Raw genomic sequence first — 11,838 nt, 5'->3', positions numbered from 1 at the left:
GGCATTAAATCAATTTAATACCGATGTTACCGGCGATGCCTCTATTAGTATCAGTAAGTTTGACCTTGCCGTAATGATCCAAGTAACCACCTGCAACCACACCGACATGACCCAGTGTCCATAAAGTGCCTATCGCCCCATTCCTGAGGTCTTTCATCGATGCACCCACGATACGCGTACCCAATCCCATACGCCGTAAAATGTCACCGGGATGGGCCCCTGAATTTAGCGAGCCAACGCACTCTTCAAAGGTCGTGAAACTATCGAAAAAAAGGCGTTCTTTCTGCATTCGCTTGGCGGTCACCGCAAATAAAAAATTGGCATTCGTCAATACATCGTTCGGCGAACCACACCTAAAGTCGGCAATGGTAGTTGCATGCCTTATTTCGCCGTGAGTCACGTGAAGAGAGAAGCCATCGCGCATCACAATATTGAAACCATCGGCGACGGCCTCAATGTTCTTATATATGCCATACGGGCTATGCCCAAACCTCATCATCGCGGCCTTGATAGCGGCTACCGCAGCGCAATGCCCCTGACCGCCCTGGGTGAAATCAGTAAAAATATCAGTGGGTTTTACACCAGCAGCATCAGGCCCACCAGCGATAAATCCCATATCTCCTTTATCTGACTTAAGCAATGGATATTCAGAATAATTATTGTACTGCAGATTAGAGAGTGTCTTGGGATTTACCGCTGCCGACCTCAACGGCTGATGCGCATCCGCTGAACTGGACTTCAGCAGCGGCGGTGAAAACGTCTCCAATAACACCCGGAGTTCATCAACCAACGCTGCGAGCTCATGAAGAGCACGACCGTTTATTTTTTCAAATTTCTCCGGCACTTCTGTGCGCAACCCAATGGGGGTAAGCTGCGCATTGCCCCATCCTCCGGAGGTATCTGAGTTCGTTCTGGAAACATCCATATAATATTCTCTATTCAATCTATTTTGCCGGTCAGTTCGCCGTTGGAAAAGCGCTATACAAGCTTGACTCCGCGCTTCCAATGTAGGCCCCTTGTCAGCCGTCCTCTAACGCCATAAGACTCCAAATAACCATCCACCACAGCCATATCATGTGAATCAGTTGCGATCGTGCCAATCGCGCCCTGCATGAGTTCCCTGACATTGGTTTTAACCATGTGATTTTTGAGCCCAAGACGAAGCAGGCCCTCGCCGGCACTTTCACCATCATTCAAAGTCCCCATGGCCGTCTCAAAACCGTGATGGCCAATGCCATCGTTGTCTTCCATTTGAGCGCGCTTTGCACTCACTGCAAATAAAAATACTGCACTTAGAAAAAGTCGGCCTTTATCATTACCCGTTTCAAAACCAGCACCATATTTAGCCTCTTCCAATTCTTCATTAGTTATCATCAAGGGGAAACCGTCCCTCATCGTCACTTTAAAACCTTCCCCCACACTGATGACTTCTTTATAAATATCCCGGGGATTTGTTCCAAACTTGGCCATGGCCGCCTTTATAGCAGCTACCGTCACGCAATTATCTGTTGGACCTTGCTTAAACCCGCCCCATATATCGTTATTCTCCAGCTTATCTGTCCGGGCATCGCTATTGGCCGCAGGAAACAGTAGTTCCTTGAAATCAGAAGTATTTCCTTCAACAAGGGCTGACGGAATAGTGGCTATGGGACTTGAATTCGCGGGAGTGACCGGAGGAAGGGTTGCCCCTCGGCTCTCTTTATCGACAGTCACGCCGCGTTCAGACGTATCGTTCAAACGTGAGACCAGAGCGCTCAATGTCGTAACCAGGCTTCCAAGCCTCGTGAATAAATGGGAAGGGTCATCAGGAAGAGCCCGAAGACTGCCTTGTCTTGATGTAGCAATCGCGGCGCGCACTGGCGCTAATGATTTATGCGCAGTCAACGTTTCAACTTCCGACGGCCTGACGTCGTAATGAGCGCTGGATAATGCATCTTTAACGGAGAACACTGTCATGACAACCTTTCTACTTTATTATTTATCGACAAATACTAATCAGATCAGCCTTAAGCGTTGAGCCTGGCTTTATCGTCGATAGACAATCCCAGCCCGGAATAGGGAGCCACCTCAACGGCTTCGCCCCTCGCATTCATACCGGCACCTGCATGCTGATGGACATAAGGCTCATACTTTCCAGCCTTTATCTCTTCCTCGGTCATATGCCCACCCAATCCCAGCAAGCCGACTAGACGATCTCGTGGCTTGTCTAACCCGTAACTTTTCCTCAACACGCCAAGATAATCAAGGGACGTTATCCGACTATAAACAGGGATATTAGGGTATTGCTTTTCAAATTCAGCTTCACGGGCTTGGACACCGGCGGCATAATCATTTTGATTAATTTGCTGGCGCTTGCACATTACACCGAACATGAAATAAGCATCCCCCAACATTCCCTCATCTGCACCTCCAAACCTGCTGGCCTTTCGGGCCAGTCGTAATTCTTGGTTGGTAATGTGCAATTTAAATCCATCTTTCATCGTGACGTTGTAACCCGTCGCTGTTGCTGTCACCTCATCAAAAACACTCTCTGCACTTTGACCGAATTTCTCCATGGCCATCTTTATAACTTCCACATACGGCGTGCGCTTGTCCTTCCCCAGCCATGGGAAAGGTATGTGGATGGCAACAAGGCCATGCTTCATATCGCTCGGTTTCTCACCTTTAGGTTTATTTGAAAGCGGTAAGTCAGCCACGTCAAACTCCACTGCCCTACTGCCTATGCGCTTGCGTTCATAATCAATCAAACTGATACCTGCTCCCCGATGCGGACCAAGCGGTCTCATAAAGTCATCAAAGGGATCAAGTGCATATTCAAGTGGCTTGACAGCTTCTTCACTCGGGGTGCCATCAACCGGAATAAGTTCATCAAAGGGATCAAGTTCGTCTTCATCCGGAGAGACCGCTTCGGTGACCGTTTCGGGTACATCTGACGGGTCATTCCCGGGACCTGTGGAAGCCGGTATCACAGGCTTGACGGTTACTGAGGATGATAATGCATTCGTTGACCTTTCACCGGGCACAGACTGCCGAAGGGAGGATAATGTTTCAAAAACATTCTTTAATGTACTCAACAGCTTTTCAAGGAGAACACTCGCCTCCCCCCTATCTCCCGGAGACTCAACAACATCATTCGCCCACGGCGCAGGATATGGATCCATTCGCCCTTCAGCACGCGGCATATCGGTGATGCGATTCGTATGCGTATTGCTCGCCCCCACTAAATAATCCGCCGAAAACGCTCGAGCACTCAATAAATTATTGTGTTGTGCTAATGAACCCAACATATAACCTCGACCACAAATTATTAATATTTTATAAACAACAACACACTAACGATAGGCGCCAGTGCGATTAATCAGTGGTTGCGAAAGTCGAGAGGTTCCTGCTCGTTGATACCTGTCTTGTATCAACAGACTTCACGGGCAAATAAATGCAAGGGAACATTTCTGATATGTGTTATTCCCCCAAGGTAACACCACGTCGGACTTTCAAAGCGTACGAGACAACGGCTGATTGGCGGTCAACCCAAACCCGACTGCCGCAGCCGGTACTCCCCCGGCGTCATCTGCGCATAACGCAGGAAAAAGCGGCTGAAATACGCCGGGTCCTTGAAGCCCAGTTGGTAGCAGATTTCGTTCGCCGAGCTGCCGGTGAACAGCAACAGGCGCTTGGCCTCCTGCATCACCCGTTCGAGGATCAGGCGCTTGGACGGCAGGTCGGCCATGCGTCGGCAGACTTCGTTGAGCCGTGCCCCGGTCACGCCAATCCCCTCGGCATAGCGCGCCAGCGGCCAGTGTTCCAGGTAGTGGGCTTCGATCAGTTCGTTGAAACGATGGAAGATGCGCAGGTCTTCGTGGCGGGTCGGGCGCGATGGCAGCGAGTGCGCGCACAGCCGCAGCAGGCGAATCATGATCACCCGCGTGAGGCTGTCCAGGGCGGCGGCGCGCCCTGCCCGTTCGGCGTTGATTTCGTCGCACAGCGCATCGAACAACGGATCGAGCGCCTGAGCCTGTGACCCGAGCGCCACGCATGCGGCGCCGGAGGCCAGGCTGGGGTCGGCGTCGATCAAGGCCCACACCAATTGCTGGCGCACCGTCAGCACATGCCCATCCGCATCGGCTTCAGTGACAAACGCGTGGGGCACCGTGGGTGGCGTGAGGAAAAACATCGGGCCCGACTCCACGAACTGGCGGTCATCCAGATACACCCGCACCGCGCCGCTCTTCACGTAATGCACCTGGAAGAACCGGTCATGCCGGTGCACGGGCATGTTGCGCCCGAAAAAACCCGCCAGGTTGCCAAGCTTGTCGTAATGCACCTCGGCGTCGCTGTAGCGCTGGTCGTAGACCTGTCCGATGTTGATATTGGGAATCGGCTTCACGCTGCCCCCTTGTTGTTATTTGAATGCCGGAGGATTTTGCCACGCTTGACGGTAGTTAACATATTAATTATAACGTTAACACATTAACGAACTACCCCAGCAGTCGTCCCACCGTCAGGAGAAACGCATGAGCCGTACCCAGCATGATGTTGCCAGCGGCACCCTGTTCGGCGTCGCGCTGAACTACCAGGGCCTGCTGGATCGGCATCTCGCCACCTTCCAGCAGGCGCCCTACCAGAAGCCGCCGAGCAAGCCGGTGCTGTTCATCAAGACGCCGAATACCCGCAACGAACACGGTGGCGTGGTGTTGCAACCACAGGGCGAGCGCCTGCAACCCGGCCCGGCGCTGGGTGTGGTGATCAGCCAGCGCGCGAGCCGTGTCAGCGCGGACACCGCCATGGAACATGTGGCCGGCTATGTGGTGGTCAACGAATTCAGCCTGCCGGAAGACAGCTACTACCGCCCTGCCGTCAAAGCCAAATGCCGCGATGGGTTCTGCGCGCTGGGGCCGCAACTGGTTCCACGCGATCAGGTGGCAAACGCCAATCAGTTGAGCCTGAAACTGTGGGTCAACGGTGAACTGCGCCAGGAAAACTCCACCGCGAATTGGGTGCGAGACATCCCGCAGTTGATCGCCGAAATCAGCGAGTTCATGACCCTGCACCCTGGCGACGTGCTGATCACCGGCACGCCCGAAGGCCGCGTGGATGTAGTGCCAGGCGACAGGGTTGAAGTGGAGATCAGCGGCGTAGGTCGCCTGACCAATCAGATCCAAGCGGAGACCCCAGCATGAAACACGCCCGCATCCGCTATGAAAATGAAATCCACGCCGTGACGGTCGAGGCCGACAACGCCGTGCGCCTGAGCGACGGCCGCCTGCTCGCCGAGGACCAGGTCGAGTGGCTGCCACCGGCCACCGGCAGCATGTTCGCCCTGGGCTTGAACTACGCCGACCACGCCGCCGAACTGGCCTTCACGCCACCGACCGAGCCGCTGGCCTTCATCAAGTCCGTGGGCACCTACACCGGCCACCGCCAGGTCACCTGGCGCCCGGACAACGTCGCCTACATGCACTACGAGTGCGAGCTGGTGGCAGTCATCGGCAAGACTGCGCGCAACGTCAAGCGCGCCGACGCCCTGGACTATCTGGCCGGCTACACGGTGTGCAACGACTACGCGATCCGCGACTACCTGGAAAACTACTACCGCCCCAACCTGCGCGTGAAAAACCGCGACGCCACCACCCCGGTCGGCCCGTGGATCGTCGACGTGGCCGACGTGCCGGACCCGGCCAACCTCACCCTGCGCACCTGGATCAACGGTGAGCTGCGCCAGGCAGGCAGCACCCGCGACATGATTTTCGATATCCCCTACCTCATCGAATACCTGTCGAGCTTCATGACCCTGCAACCCGGCGACATGATCGCCACCGGCACGCCCGAGGGCCTGGCCGACGTGGTGCCCGGCGATGAAGTGGTGGTGGAAGTCGAAGGCGTGGGCCGCCTGGTCAACCGAATTGTCAGCGAGGCGGACTTTTTCTCCGCCCGGAAAGAGGCGTAAGCAGCATGATCAAACACTGGATCGATGGCCGTGAGGTCGAGAGCAAAGACGTATTCGTCAATTACAACCCGGCCACCGGCGAGGCCATTGGCGAAGTGGCCAGCGGCGGCGCGCAAGAAGTCGCCCAGGCGGTCGCCGCGGCAAAAGAAGCGTTCCCCAAGTGGGCCAACACCCCGGCCAAGGAGCGTGCGCGCCTGATGCGCAAGCTCGGTGAGCTGATCGAACAGAACGTGCCGCGCCTGGCCGAACTGGAAACCCTCGACACCGGCTTGCCGATCCACCAGACCAAAAACGTGCTGATCCCCCGCGCGTCCCACAACTTCGATTTCTTCGCCGAAGTCTGCACGCGCATGGACGGCCACAGTTACCCGGTGGACGACCAGATGCTCAACTACACCCTGTACCAGCCGGTGGGTGTGTGCGGGTTGGTGTCGCCGTGGAACGTGCCGTTCATGACCGCCACCTGGAAGACCGCGCCGTGCCTGGCCCTGGGCAATACGGCGGTGTTGAAGATGTCGGAACTGTCGCCGCTGACCGCCAATGAACTGGGGCGCCTGGCGGTGGAAGCCGGGATTCCCAACGGCGTGCTCAACGTGATCCAGGGCTACGGCGCCACCGCCGGCGATGCGCTGGTTCGCCACCCGGACGTGCGGGCGATTTCCTTTACCGGCGGCACCGCCACCGGCAAGAAGATCATGCAGACCGCCGGCCTGAAAAAGTACTCCATGGAGCTGGGCGGCAAATCGCCGGTGCTGATCTTCGAGGATGCCGACCTCGAACGTGCCCTCGACGCCGCCCTGTTCACCATCTTTTCCCTCAACGGCGAACGCTGCACCGCCGGCAGCCGGATCTTTATCCAGGAAAGCGTGTACCCGCAGTTCGTCGCCGAATTTGCGGCGCGCGCCAAACGCTTGATCGTCGGTGACCCGCAAGACCCGAAAACCCAGGTCGGCTCGATGATCACCCAGGCCCATTACGACAAGGTCACCGGCTACATCAAGATCGGCCTGGAAGAAGGCGCCACCCTGCTCGCCGGTGGCCTGGAACGCCCGGCCAATCTGCCGGCGCACCTGAGCCGTGGCCAGTTCATCCAGCCGACAGTGTTTGCCGATGTGAACAACAAGATGCGCATCGCCCAGGAAGAAATCTTCGGCCCGGTGGTGTGCCTGATCCCGTTCAAGGACGAAGCCGAGGCCCTGCAACTGGCCAACGACACCGAATACGGCCTGGCCTCCTACATCTGGACCCAGGACATCGGCAAGGCCCATCGTCTGGCGCGCGGAATCGAAGCCGGCATGGTATTTATCAACAGCCAGAATGTGCGCGACCTGCGCCAGCCATTCGGCGGGGTCAAAGGCTCCGGCACCGGGCGCGAGGGCGGCCAGTACAGCTTCGAAGTGTTTGCCGAGATCAAGAACGTGTGCATTTCCATGGGCAGCCACCACATCCCGCGGTGGGGTGTGTAGTTCCAAAGCAAAAACACTCTCCTGTGGGAGCCGGGCAAGCCCTGCTCCCACAAGGATCGCGCTGGCCTTACAAGAACAAGTATTCAGGAGAATCATCATGGGCGAAGTGGTCCTGGCAGCGAAGATCTGCCACGTACCGTCGATGTACCTGTCGGAGTTGCCCGGCAAACATCACGGCTGTCGCGAAGCGGCGATTGCCGGGCACAAGGAGATCGGTCGGCGTGCCCGCGAGCTTGGCGCCGACACGGCGGTGGTGTTCGACGTGCACTGGCTGGTCAACAGCGGTTACCACGTCAACTGTGGCGAGCGATTCCAGGGCACCTACACAAGCAACGAGCTGCCGCACTTCATCAAGAACATGGAGTACGCCTACCCCGGCTGCCCCGGGCTGGGCGAACTGATCGCCGCCGAGGCCAACGAAGCCGGGGTGCGCAGCATGGCCCACAACATCCCGAGCCTGGAGCTGGAGTACGGCACGCTGGTGCCCATGCGCTACATGCACATGGGCGTGCCGGAGGACGAGAAATTCAAGGTCATCTCCATCGCCGCCTGGTGCGCCTGGCATCGCCTGGAAGACAGCTTTGCGTTTGGCGCCGCCGTGCGCCGGGCCATCGAGAAGAGCGACCGCAAGGTGCTGGTGCTGGCGTCGGGTTCGTTGTCCCACCGTTTCTCGGACGACCGCCAGGCCGAAGCCAATATCCACAACTGGACCCGCGAGTTCGACAAACAAGTGGACCTGCACGTGGTGGAGCTGTGGAAGCAGGCCCGCTTCAAGGAGTTCTGCGCGATGCTGCCGGACTACGCCGAACATTGCTTCGGCGAAGGCAAGATGCATGACACTGCCATGCTCCTGGGGCTGCTCGGCGGGCCGGACTATGCCAAGCCGGCGGAGATCATCACGCCGCCGTTCGGCAGTTCGGGCACCGGTCAGGTCAACGCGATTTTCCCACTGTAGAAACGGGAGAAACCCATGCCGCACTTTATCGCCGAGTACACCGACAACCTCGAAGCACAGGCGGACCTGCCCGGCCTGTTCGAGAAGATCCACCGCGTATTGGGGGACAGTGGCGTGTTCCCCCTGGGCGGCATCCGCAGCCGGGCGGTACGCCTCGACACCTGGCGCATGGCCGATGGCCAACACGACTACGCCTTCGTGCACATGACCCTCAAGGTCGGCCATGGCCGTGACCTGGCCACGCGCCAGGCGGTGGCCGAAGCGGTGTTCGCGGTGATCACCGCGCACTTTGCCGAGTTGCAGGCGCAACGCTTGCTGGCGCTGTCGTTCGAGATGGTCGAACTGCACCCGCAATTGAATTTCAAGCAGAACAACGTGCATGACTTCCTGAGTCAACACACCTCCCTGTAGGAGCTGGCTTGCCAGCTCCTGCAGGGGCTTATATCCACGGCCACTCAGACAAAAAGTACAAGACCATGAGCACAGCCCATTCCACGGCCAGCCGCACGCTGGTCGAGCACGACCGCACCCATCGTTTGGTGACCTGGCGCCTGATGCCACTGTTGTTGGTGTGCTACCTGTTCGCCCATCTGGACCGCATCAACATCGGTTTTGCCAAGGTGCAGATGAGCAGCGACCTGCACTTCAGCGACACGGTGTACGGCTTCGGCGCCGGACTGTTTTTCATCGCCTACGCCTTGTTCGGGGTACCCAGCAACCTGGCGCTGGACCGCGTCGGACCACGGCGCTGGATCGCCAGCCTGATGGTGGTGTGGGGGCTGTTGTCCACCGGCATGCTGTGGGTGGAAAGCGCCCGGGGTTTCTACGTGCTGCGCTTTTTGCTGGGGGTGGCCGAGGCCGGGTTTTTTCCGGGGATCCTGGTGTACCTCAACCGCTGGTACCCGGCGCGACGGCGGGCCCAGGTCACGGCGCTGTTCGCCATCGCCGTGCCCATGGCCGGCGTGCTGGGCGGGCCGTTGTCCGGGGCGATCCTCGAACATTTCCACGCCGTTGGCGGCTTGCGCGGCTGGCAGTGGATGTTCCTGATCGAAGGGCTGCCGGTGGTGTTGCTGGGCCTGGTGGTGCTCAGAGGCTTGCCGGACAGTTTCGAGTCGGTGCACTGGCTGACCACCGAGCAAAAGCAGCAGCTCGGCGACCAGTTACGCAGCGAAGAACAACGCAAGACCATCACCTCGTTCGGCGGCATCCTGCGTGACCCGCACGTGTGGTTGCTGGTGGCGGTGTATTTCGCGGTGATGCTGGCGGTGAACACCCTGGCGTTCTGGATGCCGACACTGATCCACGGCGCCGGCATCGGTCGCGACAGCCAGGTCGGCCTGCTCAGCGCCGTACCCTATCTGGCCGGCTGTTTTTTCATGCTCGGCTGCGGGCGTTCGTCCGACCGTCACCGCGAACGCCGCTGGCACCTGTGCGTGCCATTGCTGATGGCCGCCGTCGGCATCGCCGTGGCCGGCCTGGCGCCGGACAACCCGCTGCTGGTGATGGGCGGCCTGGTGGTTGCCGGCATGGGCGCCAGCGCGGCCCTGCCGATGTTCTGGCAACTGCCGCCGGCGTTCCTCTCCCACACCACCCAGGCCGCCGGCATCGCCATGATCAGTTCGTTCGGCAGCGTCGCCGCGTTCCTCGCGCCCTACCTGATCGGCTGGATGCGCGACGCCACCCAGAGCGCCAGCCTGGCGCTGTACGTACTCGCCCTGTTTATCGCCCTCGGTGGCCTGCTGGTGCTGCGCACCCACGCCACCATCGTCAACCCGCACTAAGGACCGTCGCCATGCTCGACTCCCAGCAAATCCTCGCAGCCGCTGCCAGCCTCGACCGCGCCGAACGCAACCGCGAACAGGTACGCCAGTTTTCCCTCGACTACCCGGGCATCACCATCGAGGACGCCTATGCGATCCAGCGTGCCTGGGTTGCGCAGAAGATCCAGGATGGCCGCACGTTGAAGGGCCACAAGATCGGCCTCACCTCGCGGGCCATGCAGGTGTCGTCGAACATCACCGAACCGGATTACGGCGCGTTGCTCGATGACATGTTTTTCGACGAGGGCAGCGACATTCCCTTCGAACGTTTCATCGTGCCGCGGGTGGAAGTGGAGCTGGCGTTCATTCTCGGCAAACCACTCAAGGGGCCGAACTGCACGGTGTTCGATGTACTCGACGCCACCGAGTGGGTGATCCCGGCGCTGGAAATCATCGACGCGCGCATCCAGCAGATCGATCCGCAGACAAACGCGACCCGCAAGGTGTTTGACACCATCTCCGACAACGCCGCCAACGCTGGCGTAGTGCTCGGTGGCCGTGCCGTGCGCCCTGCGGATATCGACCTGCGCAAAGTGCCGGCGGTGCTGTATCGCAACGGCGTGATCGAGGAGTCCGGCGTCTCGGCTGCGGTGCTCAACCATCCGGCCAAGGGCGTGGCCTGGCTGGCCAACAAACTGGCGCCCTATGACGTGACCCTGCTGCCGGGCCAGATCATCCTCGGCGGCTCGTTCACTCGCCCGGTCGCCGCCAGCCCGGGCGACACCTTCCATGTCGACTACGACCTGCTGGGGTCGATCGCCTGCCGCTTCGTCTGACCCTGGAGAACTGTCATGGACATGCCCGTCAACCGCTTCAAACAACGCCTGTGCAACGGCGACGTACAGATCGGTCTGTGGCTCGGCCTGGCCGACGCGTACTGCGCGGAGCTGGCCGCCAACGCCGGCTTCGACTGGCTGCTGATCGACGGCGAACACGCGCCCAATCACCTGCAAGGCATGCTCGGCCAGTTGCAGGCGGTGGCGCCCTACCCCAGCCAGGCGTTGATCCGTCCGGTGATCGGCGACAGTGCGCTGATCAAGCAACTGCTGGACATCGGCGCCCAGACCCTGCTGGTGCCCATGGTCGAAAGCGCCGCCCAGGCCCGCGAGCTGGTGCGCGCCCTGCGCTACCCGCCCCGAGGGATCCGGGGTGTGGGCAGTGCATTGGCGCGGGCTTCGCGCTGGAACAGCATCCCCGGTTACCTCGATTTGGCGGATGAACAGATGTGCCTGCTGGTGCAGATCGAAAACCTTGAAGGCCTGGCTAACCTGGATGAGATTGCCGCCGTCGAGGGTGTGGACGGCGTGTTCATCGGCCCGGCGGACTTGAGTGCGTCGATGGGCCACCGTGGCAACCCCGGGCACCCTGAGGTGCAGGCGGCGATTGAAGACGCGATACAACGCATCGTGCAGTCGGGCAAGGCAGCGGGGATTCTCAGTGCCGATGAAAGCCTCGCGCGGCGCTCTATCGAGTTGGGTGCGACCTTTGTCGCGGTGGGCGTGGACACCACAGTGTTGATGCGCGGGTTGCAGGCGCTGGCCGGGAAATTCAAAGGAGCTTGCGAGGCCAACGACGCAGGCAGCGTGTACTGAGATCCCCTGTGGGAGCTGGCTTGCCTGCGATGGCGGTGTATCAGTGACAAATAAGCCAGCT

The 11,838-nt window shown here is 59.3% G+C and carries 12 protein-coding genes; 8 read left to right on the top strand and 4 right to left on the bottom strand.

Annotation, left to right across the window (positions count from 1 at the left end):
* Positions 1 to 4 precede the first annotated feature (4 nt).
* The 4 genes from ACW9IN_RS24890 to hpaA all read right to left on the bottom strand — a co-directional run bounded on the left by ACW9IN_RS24890 (position 5) and on the right by hpaA (position 4,384).
* Positions 5 to 925, bottom strand: coding sequence for a hypothetical protein (locus ACW9IN_RS24890; RefSeq protein ID WP_457368321.1), 921 nt, complete (start codon positions 923 to 925; stop codon positions 5 to 7).
* A 53-nt stretch (positions 926 to 978) separates the two neighbouring features.
* On the bottom strand, positions 979 to 1,956 hold the full coding sequence (locus ACW9IN_RS24885) for a hypothetical protein (RefSeq protein WP_457368320.1): 978 nt from the start codon (positions 1,954 to 1,956) through the stop codon (positions 979 to 981).
* A gap of 50 nt (positions 1,957 to 2,006) precedes the next feature.
* Entirely contained in the window at positions 2,007 to 3,287 is a 1,281-nt protein-coding gene (locus ACW9IN_RS24880; protein WP_457368319.1) for a hypothetical protein, read from the bottom strand.
* A 236-nt stretch (positions 3,288 to 3,523) separates the two neighbouring features.
* Positions 3,524 to 4,384, bottom strand: coding sequence for a 4-hydroxyphenylacetate catabolism regulatory protein HpaA (gene hpaA, locus ACW9IN_RS24875; protein ID WP_457368318.1), 861 nt, complete (start codon positions 4,382 to 4,384; stop codon positions 3,524 to 3,526).
* Between the two features lie 127 nt (positions 4,385 to 4,511).
* Here hpaA and ACW9IN_RS24870 point away from each other — a divergent pair, with 127 nt between their 5' ends.
* The 8 genes from ACW9IN_RS24870 to hpaI all read left to right on the top strand — a co-directional run bounded on the left by ACW9IN_RS24870 (position 4,512) and on the right by hpaI (position 11,777).
* Positions 4,512 to 5,177: a fumarylacetoacetate hydrolase family protein gene (locus ACW9IN_RS24870; RefSeq protein WP_457368317.1), complete on the top strand. Its 666-nt coding sequence runs from the start codon at positions 4,512 to 4,514 to the stop codon at positions 5,175 to 5,177.
* Positions 5,174 to 5,944, top strand: coding sequence for a fumarylacetoacetate hydrolase family protein (locus ACW9IN_RS24865; RefSeq protein ID WP_457368316.1), 771 nt, complete (start codon positions 5,174 to 5,176; stop codon positions 5,942 to 5,944). Before ACW9IN_RS24870 ends, ACW9IN_RS24865 begins: the two co-directional genes overlap by 4 nt.
* A 5-nt stretch (positions 5,945 to 5,949) precedes the next feature.
* Positions 5,950 to 7,410 (top strand): 5-carboxymethyl-2-hydroxymuconate semialdehyde dehydrogenase, encoded by a 1,461-nt coding sequence (gene hpaE / locus ACW9IN_RS24860; RefSeq protein WP_457368315.1) that lies wholly within the window; start codon positions 5,950 to 5,952, stop codon positions 7,408 to 7,410.
* A gap of 97 nt (positions 7,411 to 7,507) precedes the next feature.
* A complete protein-coding gene (gene hpaD, locus ACW9IN_RS24855; RefSeq protein WP_457368314.1) occupies positions 7,508 to 8,365 on the top strand; it encodes a 3,4-dihydroxyphenylacetate 2,3-dioxygenase in 858 nt (285 codons plus the stop codon).
* A gap of 15 nt (positions 8,366 to 8,380) precedes the next feature.
* Positions 8,381 to 8,776: a 5-carboxymethyl-2-hydroxymuconate isomerase gene (locus tag ACW9IN_RS24850; protein WP_457368313.1), complete on the top strand. Its 396-nt coding sequence runs from the start codon at positions 8,381 to 8,383 to the stop codon at positions 8,774 to 8,776.
* Positions 8,777 to 8,841: 65 nt separating this feature from the next.
* Positions 8,842 to 10,146, top strand: a complete 1,305-nt coding sequence (locus tag ACW9IN_RS24845; RefSeq protein ID WP_457368312.1) for an MFS transporter — start codon at positions 8,842 to 8,844, stop codon at positions 10,144 to 10,146.
* Between the two features lie 11 nt (positions 10,147 to 10,157).
* Complete coding sequence (gene hpaH, locus ACW9IN_RS24840; protein ID WP_457368311.1) at positions 10,158 to 10,961, top strand: 2-oxo-hept-4-ene-1,7-dioate hydratase; 804 nt, start codon at positions 10,158 to 10,160, stop codon at positions 10,959 to 10,961.
* Between the two features lie 15 nt (positions 10,962 to 10,976).
* Complete coding sequence (gene hpaI / locus ACW9IN_RS24835; protein WP_457368310.1) at positions 10,977 to 11,777, top strand: 4-hydroxy-2-oxoheptanedioate aldolase; 801 nt, start codon at positions 10,977 to 10,979, stop codon at positions 11,775 to 11,777.
* Positions 11,778 to 11,838 lie beyond the last annotated feature (61 nt).

The organism is Pseudomonas sp. SDO5271_S396 (assembly GCF_054071795.1).
This window is presented reverse-complemented; position numbering and strand designations above follow the sequence as displayed.

Excerpts from the sequence above, each read along its gene's own strand:
- ACW9IN_RS24850 (WP_457368313.1), top strand. The coding sequence starts at position 8,381 with ATGCCGCACTTTATCGCCGAGTACACCGACAACCTCGAAGCACAGGCG.
- hpaD (WP_457368314.1), top strand. The coding sequence starts at position 7,508 with ATGGGCGAAGTGGTCCTGGCAGCGAAGATCTGCCACGTACCGTCGATG.
- ACW9IN_RS24880 (WP_457368319.1), bottom strand. The coding sequence starts at position 3,287 with ATGTTGGGTTCATTAGCACAACACAATAATTTATTGAGTGCTCGAGCG.
- ACW9IN_RS24870 (WP_457368317.1), top strand. The coding sequence starts at position 4,512 with ATGAGCCGTACCCAGCATGATGTTGCCAGCGGCACCCTGTTCGGCGTC.
- ACW9IN_RS24865 (WP_457368316.1), top strand. The coding sequence starts at position 5,174 with ATGAAACACGCCCGCATCCGCTATGAAAATGAAATCCACGCCGTGACG.
- ACW9IN_RS24890 (WP_457368321.1), bottom strand. The coding sequence starts at position 925 with ATGGATGTTTCCAGAACGAACTCAGATACCTCCGGAGGATGGGGCAAT.
- ACW9IN_RS24845 (WP_457368312.1), top strand. The coding sequence starts at position 8,842 with ATGAGCACAGCCCATTCCACGGCCAGCCGCACGCTGGTCGAGCACGAC.
- hpaI (WP_457368310.1), top strand. The coding sequence starts at position 10,977 with ATGGACATGCCCGTCAACCGCTTCAAACAACGCCTGTGCAACGGCGAC.
- hpaH (WP_457368311.1), top strand. The coding sequence starts at position 10,158 with ATGCTCGACTCCCAGCAAATCCTCGCAGCCGCTGCCAGCCTCGACCGC.
- hpaE (WP_457368315.1), top strand. The coding sequence starts at position 5,950 with ATGATCAAACACTGGATCGATGGCCGTGAGGTCGAGAGCAAAGACGTA.
- ACW9IN_RS24885 (WP_457368320.1), bottom strand. The coding sequence starts at position 1,956 with ATGACAGTGTTCTCCGTTAAAGATGCATTATCCAGCGCTCATTACGAC.